This window comes from Pseudomonas fontis (assembly GCF_028656955.1).
In the GTDB taxonomy this organism is placed as follows: Bacteria; Pseudomonadota; Gammaproteobacteria; order Pseudomonadales; family Pseudomonadaceae; genus Aquipseudomonas; species Aquipseudomonas fontis.
In genome coordinates this window covers 48,321-66,086 of the sequence record NZ_JAMDGY010000037.1, presented here as the reverse complement: position 1 = coordinate 66,086, position 17,766 = coordinate 48,321, and the positions used below count along the sequence as shown (strand labels likewise).

General features: G+C 61.6%; 11 protein-coding genes. 4 read left to right on the top strand and 7 right to left on the bottom strand.

The genetic code is table 11. From position 1 onward, the window contains the following. The 4 genes from M5G11_RS14705 to M5G11_RS14690 all read right to left on the bottom strand — a co-directional run. Nucleotides 1-6,278, bottom strand: a 6,278-nt coding sequence (locus M5G11_RS14705; RefSeq protein ID WP_273925300.1) for a beta strand repeat-containing protein, incomplete at its 3' end; no start/stop codon positions are given. Nucleotides 6,279-6,545: 267 nt separating this feature from the next. Next, a complete protein-coding gene (locus M5G11_RS14700; RefSeq protein WP_273910304.1) occupies nt 6,546-7,010 on the bottom strand; it encodes a hypothetical protein in 465 nt (154 codons plus the stop codon). An 18-nt stretch (nt 7,011-7,028) separates the two neighbouring features. Beyond that, entirely contained in the window at nt 7,029-8,453 is a 1,425-nt protein-coding gene (locus tag M5G11_RS14695; protein ID WP_273910303.1) for an HlyD family type I secretion periplasmic adaptor subunit, read from the bottom strand. Then, nucleotides 8,450-10,600, bottom strand: coding sequence for a type I secretion system permease/ATPase (locus M5G11_RS14690; RefSeq protein ID WP_273910302.1), 2,151 nt, complete (start codon nt 10,598-10,600; stop codon nt 8,450-8,452). Before M5G11_RS14690 ends, M5G11_RS14695 begins: the two co-directional genes overlap by 4 nt. Nucleotides 10,601-10,896: 296 nt before the next feature. On the opposite strand from M5G11_RS14690, the gene M5G11_RS14685 reads away from it, so the two are divergent. From M5G11_RS14685 to M5G11_RS14675, 3 genes are all read left to right on the top strand, one after another. After that, on the top strand, nt 10,897-12,060 hold the full coding sequence (locus tag M5G11_RS14685) for an acetyltransferase domain-containing protein (RefSeq protein ID WP_273910301.1): 1,164 nt from the start codon (nt 10,897-10,899) through the stop codon (nt 12,058-12,060). A gap of 19 nt (nt 12,061-12,079) precedes the next feature. Continuing rightward, complete coding sequence (locus M5G11_RS14680) at nt 12,080-13,447, top strand: OprD family porin (protein WP_273910300.1); 1,368 nt, start codon at nt 12,080-12,082, stop codon at nt 13,445-13,447. Between the two features lie 320 nt (nt 13,448-13,767). Next, nucleotides 13,768-14,094 (top strand): hypothetical protein, encoded by a 327-nt coding sequence (locus tag M5G11_RS14675; RefSeq protein ID WP_273910299.1) that lies wholly within the window; start codon nt 13,768-13,770, stop codon nt 14,092-14,094. Here the strand turns inward: M5G11_RS14675 and M5G11_RS14670 are convergent. Further along, nucleotides 14,084-15,721 carry an ATP-binding response regulator gene (locus M5G11_RS14670; protein ID WP_273910297.1) on the bottom strand — a complete coding sequence of 546 codons (1,638 nt, stop codon included), beginning with the start codon at nt 15,719-15,721 and terminating at the stop codon, nt 14,084-14,086. The genes M5G11_RS14675 and M5G11_RS14670 overlap by 11 nt on opposite strands. 113 nt (nt 15,722-15,834) lie before the next feature. On the opposite strand from M5G11_RS14670, the gene M5G11_RS14665 reads away from it, so the two are divergent. Next, entirely contained in the window at nt 15,835-16,443 is a 609-nt protein-coding gene (locus tag M5G11_RS14665; RefSeq protein ID WP_273910295.1) for a LuxR C-terminal-related transcriptional regulator, read from the top strand. A 101-nt stretch (nt 16,444-16,544) separates the two neighbouring features. On the opposite strand, the gene M5G11_RS14660 is transcribed toward M5G11_RS14665, so the two are convergent. Beyond that, nucleotides 16,545-16,949, bottom strand: a complete 405-nt coding sequence (locus tag M5G11_RS14660; RefSeq protein ID WP_273910293.1) for a TraR/DksA family transcriptional regulator — start codon at nt 16,947-16,949, stop codon at nt 16,545-16,547. 234 nt (nt 16,950-17,183) lie between these two features. Continuing rightward, nucleotides 17,184-17,765 (bottom strand): TetR/AcrR family transcriptional regulator, encoded by a 582-nt coding sequence (locus tag M5G11_RS14655; RefSeq protein WP_273910292.1) that lies wholly within the window; start codon nt 17,763-17,765, stop codon nt 17,184-17,186. Between the last annotated feature and the right edge of the window lies 1 nt (nt 17,766).

The window sequence follows — 17,766 nt, the reverse complement described above, 5'->3', positions numbered from 1 at the left end:
CCACCGGTCAGCGTGTCGTTGCCGCCATTGCCATTGAGTGTCTGGCTGAACGCCGCCGTCAGCCCGGTGATCACGTCGTCGCCCTCACTGCCATTTAGGGTGAGGAATGGCGCCGTGAGCTGGCCGCTGGTCCACAACGTGCCGTCGGCGAATTCAATGCGCTCAAGCTGATAACGATCACTGGTGTCGTAGAACCAGTTCAGGACCGTGACGCGGTCCAGGCCGTTGGCGTGGCTCAGGACAAGGCTGGTGCCGGAGCGGCTGGCCGTGATGTCCGCAGCCACAATACCAGCACCGAACGCCAGCACATCGGTGCCCGAGCCATAGCCATTGTCATCACTGATGACATCATCGCCATCGCCCAGGTTGAACACATAGCGATCAGACCCTTGCCCGCCATTGAGACGATCGTTGCCCGCGCCCCCGACCAGCACGTCATCGCCGTTGCCGGCATTGAGCACATCGTTGCCGGCACCACCCTCAAGCAGGTCGTTGCCACTGCCAGCGCTAATCGTGTCGTTCCCACCCAACCCCGAGAGCATCTGGTTGCCCGAGTTGGCGCCCACCAGGGTGTCATCCCCCTCGGTGCCCAGCACCGCCATCAGCGGTGCAGTGATTTGTGCCCCCGTCAGCACGGTGCCGTCGGCAAACTCGAATTTTTCCAGTTTGTAGCGATCACCAGCTTCGTAGAACCAGTCGAGGATGGTCACCTGCTCCTGGCCATTGACATGGCTCAGCACCAGGCTGGTACCGGAGCGGCTGGCGATCATGTCCACAGCGGCGATGCCAGCGCCGAACGCCAGCACATCTGTGCCCGAACCATAACCGTTGTTATCGCTGATGACGTCCTGGCCATCGCCCAGGTTGAACACGTAGCGGTCCGAACCTTGCCCGCCGTTGAGGCGGTCATTGCCGCGCCCGCCCTCCAGGCGATCATTGCCGTTGCCACCGGTCAACGTGTCGTTGCCTCCATTGCCGTTGAGCGTCTGGCTGAACGCCGCCGTCAGCCCGGTGATCACGTCATCGCCCTCACCACCACTGTGTACCAGGAGCGGCGCCGTCACCTGGGCGCTGGTCCACAACGTGCCGTCGGCGAATTCAATACGCTCAAGCTGATAACGATCACTGGTGTCGTAGAACCAATTGAGCACCGTGACGCGGTCCAGGCCGTTGGCGTGGCTCAGGACAAGGCTGGTGCCAGAGCGGCTGGCCGTGATGTCGGCAGCCACAATACCAGCGCCGAACGCCAGCACATCGATGCCCGAGCCATAGCCATTGTCATCACTGATGACATCATCGCCATCGCCCAGGTTGAACACATAGCGATCAGACCCTTGCCCGCCATTGAGACGATCGTTGCCCGCGCCCCCGACCAGCACGTCATCGCCGTTGCCGGCATTGAGCACATCGTTGCCGGCAACGCCCTCAAGCAGGTCGTTGCCACTGCCAGCGCTAATCGTGTCGTTCCCACCCAACCCCGAGAGCATCTGATTGCCCGAGTTGGCGCCCACCAGGGTGTCATCTCCCTCGGTGCCCAGCACCGCCATCAGCGGTGCAGTGATTTGTGCCCCCGTCAGCACGGTGCCGTCGGCAAACTCGAATTTTTCCAGTTTGTAGCGATCACCAGCTTCGTAGAACCAGTCGAGGATGGTCACCTGCTCCTGGCCATTGACGTGGCTCAGCACCAGGCTGGTACCGGAGCGGCTGGCGATCATGTCCGCAGCGGCGATGCCAGCGCCGAACGCCAGCACATCGGTGCCCGAACCATAACCGTTGTTATCGCTGATGACGTCCTGGCCATCGCCCAGGTTGAACACGTAGCGGTCCGAACCTTGCCCGCCGTTGAGGCGGTCATTGCCGCGTCCGCCTTCCAGGCGATCATTGCCGTTGCCACCGGTCAGCGTGTCGTTGCCGCCATTGCCGTTGAGCGTCTGGCTGAACGCCGCCGTCAGCCCGGTGATCACGTCGTCGCCCTCACCACCACTGTGTACCAGGAGCGGCGCCGTCACCTGGGCGCTGGTCCACAACGTGCCGTCGGCGAATTCAATACGCTCAAGCTGATAACGATCACTGGTGTCGTAGAACCAGTTCAGGACCGTGACGCGGTCCAGGCCGTTGGCGTGGCTCAGGACAAGGCTGGTACCGGAGCGACTGGCCGTGATGTCCGCAGCCACAATACCAACACCGAACGCCAGCACATCGGTGCCCGAGCCATAGCCATTGTTATCGCTGATAACGTCCTGGCCGTCGCCCAGGTTGAACACGTAGCGGTCCGAACCTTGTCCGCCGTTGAGTTGGTCATTGCCGCGCCCGCCATCAAGGCGATCATTGCCGTTGCCACCGGTCAACGTGTCGTTGCCGCCATTGCCGTTGAGCGTCTGGCTGAACGCCGCCGTCAGCCCGGTGATCACGTCGTCGCCCTCACTGCCATTTTGGGTGAGGAATGGCGCCGTGAGCTGGCCGCTGGTCCACAGCGTACCGTCAGCGAACTCGATGCGCTCAAGCGTGTAGCGATCACTGGTGTCGTAGAACCAGTTCAGGAGCGTGACGCTGTCCTGGCCATTGGCATGGCTCAGCACCAGGCTGGTGCCGGAGCGACTGACGCTGATGTCAGCAGCCGAGATGCCGGCGCCAAACGTCAGTACATCGACACCTGAGCCATAGCCATTGTCATCACTGATGATGTCCTGACCGTCACCCAGGTTGAACTGGTAACGGTCCGAGCCTTGGCCACCGTTGAGGCGATCATCGCCACTGCCCCCTATCAAAACATCATCACCCGCGCCAGCGTTCAGTACGTCGTTGCCAGCACCGCCCTCCAGACGATCACTGCTACTCCCCGCTGTCAGCGTGTCGTTGCCAGCAAGGCCAAACAGGCTCTGATTGCCCGATGCGGCACCCACCAGGATGTCATCCGCGTCGCTGCCCACTATGGTCATCAATGGGGCGGTGATCTGGGCGCCATTCAACACGGATCCGTCAGCGAACTCGAACCGTTCCAGCTTATAGCGATCACTGGCTTCGTAGAACCAGTTGAGAATGGTCACCTGGTCCTGGCCGTTGGCATGGCTTAGTACCAGGCTGGTACCGGAGCGGCTGGCGATGATGTCCGCTACCGCAATACCGGCGCCGAATATCAGTACGTCGGTACCTGAGCCGTAGCCATTGTCATCACTGATGATGTCCTGGCCATCGCCCAGGTTGAATACATAGCGGTCCGAGCCTTGACCACCCGTGAGACGGTCATTGCCGCGCCCGCCCTCCAAGTGATCATTACCGTTGCCCGCGGTCAACGTGTCACTGCCGCCATTACCCTTGAGTACCTGATTGAACGTAGCCGAAAGCCCGGTAATGACATCATCACCTTCACCGCCCTCCTGTATCAGCAGGGGCGCGGTTACCTGCGCGCTGGTCCATACCGTGCCGTCGGCGAACTCAATGCGCTCAAGTTGGTAGCGCCCCGAGGTGTCGTAGAACCAGTTGAGGATCGTCACCCGGTCCAGGCCATTGGCATGGTTCAGCACCAGGCTGGTGCCGGAACGACTGGTAACAATGTCGGCAGCGGCGATGCCGACGCCAAACGCCAGTACGTCGCTATTGCTGGAGTAACCATTGTCATCGCTGATGACATCCTGGCCATCCCCCAGGTTGAACACATAACGGTCTGCGCCCTGGCCACCATTGAGGCGATCATCTCCGCGCCCACCTTCCAGCGTGTCAGCGCCCCTGGAACCGGTCAGCGTGTCATTACCCCCGGCGCCGTTGAGCACCTGGCCAATAGAGGTGCTGACCGCTGTGAGCAGGTCATCACCTTCGCTACCCACCGGATTGAGCAGCGCACTGCTCAGTTGCGCACCCGTCCACAGCGTACCGTCGGCGAACTCGATGCGTTCAACCTGATAACGCGGGCTGTTTTCAGCGAACCAGCTGAGGAAGGTGATCTGGTCCGTACCGTTCACATGCTTGAGCACCAACCCATCACCCACACTGCTGACGGTGATATCGCCGGGGTTGATGCCCGGCCCGAAACGCAGCACATCAACGTCACCAGCGCTGAGGGAATTTTCGACCACCACATCCTGACCATCGCCCAGGTTGAAACAGTAGACGTCCGAACCGCTCCCACCCTCCAGCCGATCATTGCCCAGCCCACCGGTGAGCACATCGTTGCCTTGCGCCCCGTACAGGCCGTCGTTGCCAGCGTCCCCACTGAGCACATCGGCTCCCGCATAGCCATACAACTGGTCGTTGCCGTCGGTGGCCGTGCCGACCATGGCCTTCACGTGCTCCACCGACCACACCGTACCGTCGGCAAAGCGAATCTGCTCCAGCAGGTATCCACTGTGGCCATCGTTGAGGAAGTAGTTGGTGACCGTGATGCGATCCTGGCTGCCGTTGAGCGACAGCAGCAGATTGTCGCCGGCCCGCGTGGCACTGATCTCGCCCGGCGCGATATCGCCATAGAACTGGAGGATGTCTACGGAGGCAGCATCGGTGTCGAAATTGTTGACGGTGTCCTGCCCCCAGCCCCTGGCGAATCGGTAGGTATCGGCGCCACCGTCACCGCTCAGGTAGTCATTGCCGGTACCGCCTTCGAGGATGTCATTGCCCAGGTCACCGTACAGCGTGTCATTGCCGGCCAACCCCATCAACGTGTTGGCTTCGCCATTGCCGTACAGTTCATCGTTGTACGCACCACCCAGTACCTGCCCGAGGCTGGCCAGCAGGTACTCAAAACCCTGGCCATTGATATTGCCGGCCTGACGCAGGCTATCGAGCAGTGATTTCCCCCAGCCACCGCCAGCACTCAGCAGGGCTTGCCCGAACGCCACCATTTTTTCCGAACCGGCGGCTGTGTCACTGATATAGCCCGCCTTGAACAGGCCGACCAGCGCCTCGACATCGAAACCGAAACGATCGTTTGCAAATGTCCACTGCATCCCTTCCAGCAAGGGCTGGAAATGGGTCTGCAGCATCAGCCCGGAACCAATGAACAAGGCCAATTGGTCATAGGCCTGCATGAGTTTGGCGGCAGCGTTGGGGCCTGGGTCGCGCAAACCTGCATTGATGCCGGAAGACTGGACAAAGTCTTTGCCCATGAACGCTTCCAGCGCATAAATCTTCCTGCCGTCATCGATGTAGCCACCGCGGCTGGCAGTGGTGTAGCGATCCGCGCCACTCCAGGAAAAAATCAGTTGGTCGAGCAATGCTCGACGAGCGACATCGTTCGTTTCCGTTGCAAAGCGCTCTACCAGCCCCTTCAAGGTGCCCGTGGCATCCTTGGTCATGGCCTGGTGCAAGTCGGTGACATTGCCAAACCCTTCCAGGTACGGCAGTGCACCCGCTTCTGCCCCGACCACCACTTGATTGAGAGCGACGGTCTTGACCTTGTCGACGCTGAACCAGACATCATTCATGCCATGGGTTGCACCTGCGGTATCGGTGTAGGTCCCGACCTGGCGGATCTCATTGCCAAATTCATCAAATTGGGTCTGGTTCACATAGCCTGTGTTCAAGCTTGCGACCTTGGCCTGCTCCAACGTCAGCAACTCGCCCTCATTGAGCTTGGCGTTGCCATTGCTGTCTTTCCAGACGCGCAATTGTGCAAACGCGGCGTCGCTGGCGTCGATCTTGCCGTCATGGTTGCTGTCCAGCTCCGCCAGCGCGGCAAAGCCGTTGGCCGCTTGCTGGCCATTGCCCAGGCGAGTGTTGTTGCCAAACAGTTCGCTACCGTCGTCGATCAGGCCGTTGCCATTGCGGTCCCAGACCAGCAAGCCATCGTCCTTGCCCGCCCAGCCGGTGTTTTCAGCAAAACCATTGCCGTCATGGTCGAAGTGGATACTGGAGCCTTTGCCGACTGTTTCGACGCCATCGCCATCCAGGTCCAGGATCAATGGTGACGCGGTGTTGCCCGAGTCATCGAAAGGGCCTTGAATCGCGTCGGTTTCGTCTTCGTTCCAGGACGGCCAGGGCAGGCCATCGGAGCCGGAAGGGTTGAGCCCCCCGATTTCAAGCGCCTTCCAGACAAAGTTGATGCAGTCATTCAAACCACCGATATAGCTGTAACTAAAACCGTAATCGGACGGGTATTTACCAAACTGCATCATGTCGAAGTATTGGGCATCGGTAATTTCGATCGTCCGAGAGTAGGACGTGCTTTGATACGTCTCACTGTCATTCGTATGAACTTGACCATGGTCGGGGGCATACGGCTTGCCCTCTTTTTTCTCATCCGGTGCATAGCCAAAACTATTGGTATTGCCCCGTCCGTCATTCATGACGTACCACATGTGCCCGGTTTGCGATGTCCCTCCGCCGGATAGCGCGGTCCCTCTGTTTGCAATATTGATCGTTACACTTGCCATGTCCGGACCCTCATGCCAGTGGGCTATTTGAATTAGCCCGCATTGAACGCATCATTGATTGACGACACTCCTTCGTCTGCACCAGGCCCGTAATACTGATACCGTAATACCCCGACACTTACCGAAGACCCGCGCTATCAGGCCAACCACCGTGGGTTTGGCCAGCTAAACCGTACCCACCTACAACAAAAAACGCAGTGAAAACACCCCGCAATACATCAGGGTGTTGCACACTAAAATTTGATTGATCAAAAAACCCAGCAACACCCCACCCGCGGCAATGAGCAGGGCGGCGATCGATGAACTTCCAACCCTGCGCCGTATTTTCCATGCCGCCAACAGCAACCCCAACAGTGCTCCCGGCAGTGAGAACACCTGCCCCAAAATCAACAACCCCTCGACGTGATCCGCAGTCAATGCAACCCACAGATACACAATGAATATGACTGACAAGGCCAGCGCTACGCCGACGAGAAACCCCGGGCGCGGACGAAACAACAGGGCAACAGCAAACGCAACCAGTGAAACCGCAAGATAGTACCCAACAGGCACAAACAACCCGTCACCCGCCACAATCAACAACAGCAGGACGAATACAATCACCAGCAGGAAGCCGGTAATATCTTGCGAACGCGATGTAATCACCTGCCACCTCCTGGCGACTTAACGCTCCGATAAACTTTCATCCACATAGCGCTCCAGCGGGCTGAGGAAATACTCGATGACTTTGCGCTTGTCGGTTTTCACTTCCGCACGCACCGTCATGCCCGGTGACAGGGCCACCTGCGTATCCCCTACTCGTACATGGGTGTCCTTGAGGAAGATACGCACGCTGTACAGCGGCCCGCGTCGCTCATCCTCGATGGCGTCGTTGGACACACTTTCCACCGTGCCATGCAGCACGCCGTACTTGGTGAAGTTGAACGTCTCGACCTTGATCTCGACCGCCTGGCCCGGCCGCACAAAGCCGATGTCCTTGTTCTCCAGCATCGCTTCCACTTCCACCGGCTGGTTGAGCGGCACAATGGCCATCAGCGGTTGCGCTTCGGTGACCACGCCGCCTTCGGTGTGAATCGCCAGTTGTTGCACGGTGCCGTCAACCGGCGCCGTCAAGCGGGTCAAGCGGTTGCGCTGCTCGGCTTTCTTGAGTTCCTGTGAGAGCGCCGCCACTTGCTGGTCGGCCTCATGCAGCAGGTCCAGCAGGGTGCGCCGCGTCTGCGCAATCACGCCTGCCTGGCGCCGCTCCACTTCCTTTTTCGAAGCCAACAGTTCCTGCACCCTCGCCTGCTGTACCAGCAGCTCACGTTCCTGGGCCATGCGCGACTGCTCTTTCTCCATCCAGAAGTGCTTGCCGACAATGGCCCGGTCATACAGGCGTCGATAGTCGGCAGACAACTGCCGGGCAATCGGCAGGCTTTCCTTCAGCGAAGCAACGCTGGCACGCGCAGCCTGGATCTCGGCCATTTGCTGTTCGATCTGCGCATCGCCCTGGTCCAGGGTGGCGCGCAGTTCCTGATACTGGCTCTGCACCCAGCGCTGCGCCGCCACCTGCTGGGCCACCGGCGCATCGGCGATCAACAGCGCCAGCGGGCCGGGCTCGGCATCGTTCTGGATGGCCTCGAGGAATACCTCGGCCCGGGCACTGTCGACCCTGGCCGCCAGCAGGTCGCTGCCCAGGCGCTCGACATCGGCGGCAGTGATATTGGCATCCAGCTCGACCAGTACATCCCCGGCGCGCACCTGCTGGCCATCGCGCACATGAATCGCCTTGACCACCGCAACCTCACTGGGCTGGATGATCTTGGTCTTGCCGCTGGGGATGATCTTGCCGGTCGCCGTGGCCACCACGTCGATCTCGCCGATGCACGCCCAGACCAGCGCCAACGCTAAAAACAGCATGATGGTCCAACTGATGTAGCGAGGTGCCGGGTGCACCGGCTGCTCCTGCAAGGCCAACGCCGCCGGGAGAAACTGTACTTCATGGGCCAGGCGCCGCACCGGCGTCATCGCCTTGCGCTGGGCCCAGGCATGGCGCCATACCTGCCGGTAGCGGCTGAGCAGTTCCCGGCCTGCGCCTGTCCCGCTCATGCGGCACCGCCTTGTTGCAAGCGGTGCAAGCGTGAGTAGTGCCCCGCCTGGTGGGCCAGCAATTCAAGGTGGCTACCCTGCTCGACAATTTGCCCGCGGTCCATCACCACGATGCGATTGGCATCACGCACGGCCGACAACCGATGGGCGATGATGATCACCGTGCGCCCCGAGGCGATGGCCTGCATGTTGTTCTGGATAACCCGCTCGGACTCATAGTCCAGGGCGCTGGTCGCCTCGTCGAAGATCAGGATGCGCGGGTTGCCGATCAGCGCCCGGGCAATAGCGATGCGCTGGCGCTGGCCCCCCGACAACGAGGCGCCATGTTCGCCGACGAGGGTGTCGTAACCCTCGGGCAACTCGAGGATGAACTCATGCGCGCCAGCCATCTTGGCGGCCTCGATGACCGCCTCGATCGGTTGCCCCGGGTCCGCCAGGGCAATGTTTTCGCGAATACTGCGGTGGAACAGCATGTTGTCCTGCAGCACCACGCCGATTTGCCGGCGCAACGACGAGACATCGGCCAGCGCCAGGTCCATGCCGTCCACCAGCACCCGGCCACGCTCGGGGGTAAACAGGCGCTGCAGCAGCCGGGTCAGGGTGCTTTTCCCCGAGCCCGAGCGCCCGACGATGCCGATCACCTCGCCCGGGGCAATCAGCAGGCTGACTCCCCGCAATACCTCGGCACCGTCAGGACGATAGCGGAACTGGACCTGATCGAATTCGATCCGGCCCTGTAGCGGTGGCAAGCTGCTCTGGGTGCTCGACGACACCTCGGTGCGCGCGTTGAGGATATCGCCCAGGCGCTGTACCGAAACCCCCGTCTGCTGGAAGTTGCTCCACAGCTGGGCCAGACGCATGATCGGTTGCGAGACCCGGCCTGCCAGCATGTTGAACGCGATCAACTGCCCGACCGTGAGCTGCCCTTCGATCACCAGCCGCGCCCCCAGCCACAGCGTGGCCACCGTAACCAGCTTGCCGACCAGCGCCACCGATTCGTTGGCCAGCGACGACAGGTTCTGGGTCCGGAAGCCCGCCGCCACGTAGCCGGCCAACTGGTTGTCCCATTTGCGCGTGACCTGCGGCTCGACTGCCATGGACTTCAGGGTATCCACCCCGTTGACCGTCTCGACCAGAAAGGCCTGGTTCTCTGCCCCGCGCGTAAAGCTCTCGTTCAGGCGTGCTCGCAGGGCCGGCGTGATCAACAGCGAAATCAGGAAATACAGCGGCAGCGACAACACCACCACCAGCGTCAGCCAGCCGCTGTAGGCAAACATCACGGCAATGAACACCACCGAGAACAACACATCCAGCAACAGGGTGATTGCGTTGCCCGTCAGGAAGCTGCGGATATGCTCCAGCTCACGCACCCGGGCCACCGAGTCGCCGACCCTGCGGGCCTGGAAATACGCCAAGGGCAGGCTGATCAGGTGGCGAAACAGCCGCGAGCCCAGTTCGACGTCGATGCGGCTCGCCGTGTGGGCAAACACGTAGGTGCGCAAGCCGCTCAACAGGCTTTCAAACACCATGATGCCGAGCAGGCCGACGGCAATCACATCCAGGGTAGACAGCCCGCGATGGACCAGCACCTTGTCCATCACCACCTGGAAAAACAGCGGGGTCAGCAACGCGAAAATCTGCAGCACGAAGGACACCACCAGCACTTCACCGAGCAACTTGCGGTACTTCACCACGGCAGGGATAAACCAGGTGAAATCGAAACGCGACAGTTCACCGGCCAGCGAGGCTTGCGAGCGGATCAGGATCAGCTCACCCGTCCAGCGGGCCGGCAGGGCCTCCAGCTCCAGCACTTCCTGCCGCAATACCTGCGGGTTGTGGATCAGCACCTTGCCCTGGTCCACCCGCGCGATGATGAAGAAGCTGCCATCGACGCCAAAGGCGATTGCCGGCAACGGCGTGTGCACCAAGCGCGTCGCTGTGCTGCGCGCGTAGCGGGCCTTGAGCCCCAGTAGTTGCGCTGCCAACAGCAATTGCGCCTGGTCGAGCGGGCGCCCCTCTTCGGCAAAGGTGTGGGTCAACTGCTCCGCTGACGCCGCGATGTTGTGAAAGCGCGCCAGCATCACCAGGCACATGAGCCCGGTGTCCCTGACGTCTTGCACGCCCGCCTGCTGCTCTTGTGCTTGCATGACCTGTCTCCACCACAACGGCTCACTGGGATGGCGATAGATCGCCCGGGACTTCAGCGTCAAAGGCACCGTGAGCAGACTGAACAGGGGGGAGAGGACATGTTGAATATGGCAGTCCCTTGCCCAGTGTTGCCTTGGTGATGGTGAAGCTCATTCAGAGCTAAGGTTGCCACCTGGACAATGTCAAGGCGCCATCAAGCAAAAAACAATCTGCTGGCAAGCTGCAGTAAAAAGGGATTCTTTTTGCTGGCGATTTAACGTTATAGTATAACGAATCAATTCACTAAGACCCGCCCATGTCCTTGACCTCCGCCCCTCCTTCCACCGTGCAACGCCTGCTCAGCATCGACGCCCTGCGGGGCCTGGTCATCCTGTTCATGCTGCTTGACCACGTGCGCGAAACCTTCTTCCTGCATCGCCAGGTCGGCGACCCGATGGACGTCAGCGCAACGGAGCCGGCGCTGTTCGTCAGCCGCACCCTGGCGCACTTGTGTGCCCCGGTGTTCGTGCTGCTGACTGGCCTTTCGGCCTATTTGTATGGCGAGAAGTACGCAGGCAAGCGTGATGTCTCGGCCTTCCTGTTCAAGCGCGGCCTGGTCCTGGTGCTGCTGGAGTTCACCCTGGTGAATTTCGCCTGGACCTTCCAGCTCCCGCCCTCGGTGATCTACCTGCAGGTGATCTGGGTGATCGGCCTGAGCATGATCGCGCTGTCGGCGCTGGTGTGGTTGCCGCGCCCTCTGCTGCTGGTGCTTGGCGTGGTGATCATCGGTGGGCACAACCTGCTCGACGGCCTGCACTTCCCGGTCGGCTCGGCCATGCACATTCCCTGGGCGGTGTTGCATGACCGCGGCTGGATCGAGTTCTCCGAGCAATTGCGCCTGCGCACCTCCTACCCGCTGTTGCCGTGGATTGGCGTGATTGCCCTGGGTTACGCCCTCGGCCCGTGGTTCGCGCGCAGCGCCGATGCCGCCATACGCCAACGCCACCTGCTGATCGCCGGCCTGGCCGCCTTGACCGGCTTCCTGGTGCTGCGCTTGCTCAATGGCTACGGCGAAGCCCATTGGGTGATCGGTGAAACCACCACGCAGACCCTGATGAGCTTCTTCAACATCACCAAATACCCACCGTCGCTGCTGTTCCTCGCCTCCACCCTGGGTGCCGGCCTGTTGTTGCTGCGCGCCTTTGAACGGGTGCAGCACAGCCGCTGGATCGTTGCCCTCAGCGTGTTTGGCTCGGCACCGATGTTCTTCTACCTGCTGCACCTGTATGTGCTCAAGGTGTTCTACCTGATCGCGGTGGCCGCCTTCGGCCTGAACCAGGGCAAGTACTTCGGCTTCGATGGCATCTGGGCGGTGTGGCTGGTGGCGGTTCTGCTGTCGCTGGCGCTCTACCTGCCGGTGCGCTGGTTCGCTGAGCTCAAGGCCCGACGTCGGGATATCGCCTGGCTGAAATACTTTTAAGATCGCCTTGGAAGCTCTGATGAAACGCCTTGCCGCCCACCGGATTTCACCCACCCGCTCTGCCCTGCTGCTGGCACTGGCGAGCCCCGCTTCCCTGGCGCTCGCTGGTTCCGACCAGGCGTCGGCCAAGGGTTTTATCGAAGACAGCAGTTGGAGCGTGCTCAACCGCACCGTCTACGACAACCGCGAGTACCGCCACGGGGCGCGCAGCAACGGCGCGCGCAACGCCGGCAAACCACGGGCCGAGCGCAATGGCTATGCCGAGGAATGGGGGTATGGCCTGATGGGCAGCCTGCAGTCAGGTTTTACCCAGGGGCTGATCGGTGTCGGCGTCGATGCGCATGCCTACCTCGGGGTGAAGCTGGACAGCGGCGGCGGTCGGGCTGGCAAGGCCCGCCTGCTCGGCGTGGATAATGACGGCCACCCGAAAGATGAGTACAGCCGGGGTGGCGCGGCGCTCAAGCTGCGCCTGTCCTCGACGGTGCTGTCCTATGGTGAGCAACGGGTCAAGACCCCGGTGTTCAGTTCCTCTGACAGCCGGCTGCTGCCAGAGACGGCCACCGGTTGGTTTCTCACCAGCCAGGAGTTCGCGGGTTTGAAGTGGGTGGGCGGGCATTTCACCGAGAGCACCGACCGCAACGCCAGCAGCCATGACCAGGGCTTCGTGGTCAACTATTCCAATGCCAGCAAGGGTGACAGTTTCGACCTTGCCGGGGTGGTCTTCAGCGGCCTGCCGAACTTCACGGCCAGCCTCTACACCTCCCGCTACGAGGACACCTGGCAGCAACATTACCTGGGGGCGACGTTCAGGCAACCGATCGATGCCCATCGCGCGCTGAGCCTGAACCTCAACCTGTACCGCACCACCGATCAGGGCAAGGCTTTGTCCGGGCGCATCGACAACACCACCTGGAGCCTGCTGTCGACCTACACCCAGGGTGCACACAGTTTCAGCCTTGGCTACCAGCACGTGGATGGCGACACGCCGTTCGACTATGTGACACGTGGCGCGATCTTCATAAGCAACGCTGTGCAGCTGTCTGATTTCAACGCGCCGAACGAGCGCTCCTGGCAGGCCCGCTATGACCTGGACCTGGCGCAATGGGGGGTGCCGGGGTTGGCATTGAGTGCTGCGTATGTGCGCGGCAGCCAGATTGATGGCAGGCATGTCGACCCGCGCGGTGGCTATGCCTATCTGGGCTATGGCAAGGGTGGCAAACACTGGGAGCGCGACCTGGAAGCTCGCTACGTGGTGCAAAGCGGTGCGGCCAAGGGCATGGCGGTTTCGCTGCGGCACAATGTGCATCGGGGCAATGCCGCGCAGGCTGAACTGGATGCCGATCAGTTGCGCCTGGCGGTGGAGTACCCGCTTACAGGGCGGTTTTGACCATCCAGGGCATGCCCTGCGGCAGTGGGCTGTATCTCTGTGATTGTCCCCGGCTTCATTTCGGAAGGCTTGCCGAGACCATTGTGGGAGCGGGCCTTGTCCCGCGATCTGGCGCGAAGCGGCAGCAAAACCAGAAGGTAGTGTTCAGCATCATTTCAGACAGCCACGGCCCGCCCAGCTAGTACATCTGTGCTAATCGACCCTGCGCCCACTCGACGATATAGTCCTTGGCAAGCACCTCACGTCATCCAGCGCCGCCTTTTTGCAGCGTCGGGAACGGCTGTGCCGAAAAAACCAGAACACCACCGGGAACCAGTGCCATGGAATTGCAAACCCCCTTCAGGAACATTGCCCTTTTCACCCTGCTCGCCGCCACTCTCGCCGGCTGCCAGACCAACAAACCCAACGAAGCCTCACTGAAGAACCGCGCCGAAATCACCCTGGGCGAGCCGATCTCGCGGGTCTCCAACGTCCGCAGTGACAACTCCACCACCTACTTCACCGCCTCCGCCGCCTCCGGCGAGTACTCGTGCGAGTCGCCCAGCGGCCCGATGTTCGCCTTCGCCTCCATGGGCATCATCGACCCCGGCGCATTCTGCTCGGAGAAAGGCAAAGGCTCCCCGTCCATGCTGCCCTTCAAGCGCTAGGACTCACCCCAGCCACCTGCGCCAGCACGGCTGACTGGCGCAGGGCACGCAAGGTCGCGCGCAGCTCCGTCGGGCGTACCGGCTTGGACAGGATGGCAATATTGCGGTCGTGCAAGGCCGCCTGGATTTTCTCGACATCGTGCCCGGTCAGGATCAACGCCGGCACCGCCCAGCCACGCTGCTCGCGCAGCGCATCAATGCACTCGATGCCGGTGGCATCCGTGCCCAGGTCGTAGTCGGCGACGATGATCTCGCAATCGCTGCTCAGCCCTTGCGCCGACCATTCGGCCTGCACCTCACATCCCCAACGCTCAAGCAGCGCCGAGGTCGCCAGCAATACGTTGCGATCATCCTCCACCAGGCACACTTTCAGCCCCGTCAGCAGCCCGGCCTGGACCGGGTCATGCCGGGCAGACGGCACTTGCGCGGCCACCCGCACCAGCCCCGCCAACTCCACGCTGGTGCCATGCCCAGGCCGCGAGCGCAGGCTCACCGGCATGTCGATCAACTGGCCCAGGCGGCGCACGATCGACAGGCCAAGACCGACCCCCTCGACATCCTTGTCTCGCACCTCGCGCACCCGGTAGAACTCCTCGAACACCTTGGGCAGATGCTGCGCAGCAATGCCGCGTCCTCGATCACAAATCACGATTGCCAGCCCCTCGCCACGCCTGCGCACGCCGATCAGAACCGGTCGTTGCGCCGCGTACTTGAAGCAATTGGACAGCACGTTCTGCACCATGGTGGTCAACAGCGCCGGGTCAACGCTGACCCACTGCGCGCAAGGCCGGACCCGTAGCTCGACACCCGCCCAGCGCGCCGCTTCGCTGTTCTGCCGGGCCAGCTCCTGCAACCAGTTGCCCAGGTGCAAAGGCTGCGGCCTGGGCAGCAGCCGGCCGTTGTCGAGGGTGTACAGGTCGAGGATCGAGCGGAACAGCTGCGAGACGTTGAGCAGCGAACGGTCGATATTGTCGACCAGTCGCCGCTCCTCCTCGCCCAGGCGCGACTCACGCAGACAGGCGGTGAACAGGCCGATGGAGTGGATCGGCTGGCGCAGGTCATGGCTGGCTTGGGCGAGAAACCGCGACTTCTCCTGGTTGGCAGCTATCGCCTGCTCCGACGCCTTGCGCGTGCGCTCCAGCAGCAGGTGCGCGTACAGCGGGATGACCGTGCTGGTGATCATCAGCATCAGCACCATGAAGGGCTGCGCCTGCCAGTAAGGCGTCAGTTGATAGACGATGGCCAACGCCACCAGCGCCAGCAGCGTGGCCACGGCCAGGTAGCGCGAGCCGTAGCGCATGCCGTTGCCCAGGTTGACCCAGACCATCACCGCATACAGCGGCAACGCAGCCTCGCCGCCCATCACCAGGCCGAACGAGGTGCCGGTGTAGTCATGGACCATACTGAACACTCGCCGCAGCGGGTAATGCCCGGGCCAGCGCACAATCGCCAGGCGCAGCAGGATCGACGCCAACAAGAACAGGCTGATATAGACGATGACCGGCAAGTAGACATCGACCGAACGCCCCGGCAGCAAGCCGACCAGCGAGACATAGCCCAGGGCAATCGCGGCGACGATGATGCGCAGGTTGGCCTGGGCCAGCTCGGTGTTTTTCTCGAACTTCATGGGGAACATCCTTGTGCGGTAATCGTCATATCCAGCACACGCAACAGGCAGCCACTGGGCCCGCTTGGTACAGTGGCCTGTCTTACACGTCATGACCCATGGAGGGTCAAACCATGGCATGCCGGATCATCATAGCCGACGACCACCCGTTGTTCCGCGAAGGCCTGCTGCGCAATGTGCAGCGGTTGCTGCCCGCTGCCCATATCGAGGAAGCCGGTGACCTGGACTCGGTACTCGCCCTGCTTGAAGGCCACGAGGTGCCGGACACGCTGATCCTCGACCTGCGCTTTCCCGGCCTGACCGGCATGAGCCAATTGGTCGCCTTGCGCGAGCGCCTGCCGCGCACCACCTTGATCGTGGTGTCGATGGTCGATGACCCGGAGCTGATCAGCCAGGTGATGGCCGCAGGCTTCGATGGCTTTATCGGCAAGAACATCGCCCCCGAGGAAATTGGCCAGGCGATCCTGGCTATCCGCGAAGGTGAAGTGCTGGTGCGCTACGAGCCCTCCGGGCTGCTACCGCTCGACCCGCTGCCGGCAGCCCTGACTACCCGTCAGCTGGAAGTACTGCGCCTGATTGCCCAGGGCAAATCCAACAAGGAAATCGCCCGCGCGCTGGATATCTCGCCGTTTACCGTGCGCATTCATGTGAGTTCACTGCTGCGCGCACTGAACGTGCCTTCCCGCACCGCAGCGGCGGTGAAGTACTCCGCAGCACTGTAAGGCCGCAACAGCGCCCACGGGCCTGCCTCCATCGCCAGAAGACAGATAACGCAAAAGCCCCGGGGTTTGATCCCCAGGGCTCTTTCGACTACCAGCGAAGGTCAGACTTGACGCTGGTGCTTGTCGATCTGCTCGTGACGCTCCTGCGCTTCGATGCAGTACTTGGTGGTCGGGCTGATCAGCAGGCGCTTCAGGCCAATCGGCTCACCACTGTCATCGCACCAGCCGAAGCTGTCATCAGAGATACGGCCCAGAGCCATTTCCAACTGAGGCAGCAGACGCTGATCGCGATCGATCACGTTCACCAGCCAGTGGCGCTCTTCTTCAACCGAGGCGGCATCGGCAGGATCGGCAGGCGTGTCCAGGCTCTCGATGGCTACACGGCTTTGCTCGATACGCTCCTGGGTCTCGATCTTCATCGCCTGCAACAGCGCGGTGAAGAAGGCCAGCTGCTCGGCGTTCATGTAGTCATCGGCCGGCATGGCCAGCAACTTTTCCTTTGTCATTGATTTCTCTATAAAAAATACGTGCATTTGGGCGAATCGGGTGCAACCGGTGAATACTTCACCGCTCGCGGAATTCTTCAAGCACCAGTTGGCACTCTATTTACAGGGGGCGGCAGTCTACGGCCGAGATTCGCACTGGGCAACAGAAATGACAGGGGTTTTGTCCGAAAAAGCCCTTTTGCCCGGGACAATCCAGGTAAAAACCCCTGCCAACTGGCAACTCGCCACTGATTTTCAAGGGTTTTGCGGGTCAGCCAAGGCCTGTTCGAACATCCACCACAGGGCCTGCAGGCGTCGTGTGTAGGCCTCGTTGCCGGCGTAAATCAGCTCGACGCTCAGGCTGTCGACGATGCCCAGGTAGGCATCTACATAAAGGTCGCGCCGGGCGCTGTCGATGCTGCGCCCGTCCAGCGCCTGATTGAACAATGCGCCAAGGCGCGCCAGATACCCCTCGAAGCCGGCCGAAATCATCGGTCGCAAGGGCGCTGGCGGAAAGAACGCCGAGCGCAGCAAAAAGCGCAGGTGCGCCGAGCCCTGGTAGCGCTCACCCAGGCTGTGGCTGTAACAGGCACCCGGCACGCCTGCCGGGGCCTGGGCAAAACACTGCTCGACGTACAACCGTTCGGCCGCGACGGCGCGCTCGAAGACAGCCTCGAACAAATCGTCCTTACTGCTGAAATGGGCATACAGCGACGGCTTGCGCAGCCCCGCCGCCACGGCGATATCGTTGAGCGACGCGGCGTCATAGCCGGACGCGGCAAATTGCTCGACCGCAATCGCGCAGATTTTTTCTGCCGAGGGCGACAGGGTTCTCATG

What these genes read in the sequence shown, in the direction of transcription:
- M5G11_RS14670 (WP_273910297.1), bottom strand. Translation starts at nt 15,721, where the DNA reads ATGAAGTTCGAGAAAAACACCGAGCTGGCCCAGGCCAACCTGCGCATC.
- M5G11_RS14675 (WP_273910299.1), top strand. Translation starts at nt 13,768, where the DNA reads ATGGAATTGCAAACCCCCTTCAGGAACATTGCCCTTTTCACCCTGCTC.
- M5G11_RS14685 (WP_273910301.1), top strand. Translation starts at nt 10,897, where the DNA reads ATGTCCTTGACCTCCGCCCCTCCTTCCACCGTGCAACGCCTGCTCAGC.
- M5G11_RS14655 (WP_273910292.1), bottom strand. Translation starts at nt 17,765, where the DNA reads ATGAGAACCCTGTCGCCCTCGGCAGAAAAAATCTGCGCGATTGCGGTC.
- M5G11_RS14695 (WP_273910303.1), bottom strand. Translation starts at nt 8,453, where the DNA reads ATGAGCGGGACAGGCGCAGGCCGGGAACTGCTCAGCCGCTACCGGCAG.
- M5G11_RS14680 (WP_273910300.1), top strand. Translation starts at nt 12,080, where the DNA reads ATGAAACGCCTTGCCGCCCACCGGATTTCACCCACCCGCTCTGCCCTG.
- M5G11_RS14660 (WP_273910293.1), bottom strand. Translation starts at nt 16,949, where the DNA reads ATGACAAAGGAAAAGTTGCTGGCCATGCCGGCCGATGACTACATGAAC.
- M5G11_RS14665 (WP_273910295.1), top strand. Translation starts at nt 15,835, where the DNA reads ATGGCATGCCGGATCATCATAGCCGACGACCACCCGTTGTTCCGCGAA.
- M5G11_RS14690 (WP_273910302.1), bottom strand. Translation starts at nt 10,600, where the DNA reads ATGCAAGCACAAGAGCAGCAGGCGGGCGTGCAAGACGTCAGGGACACC.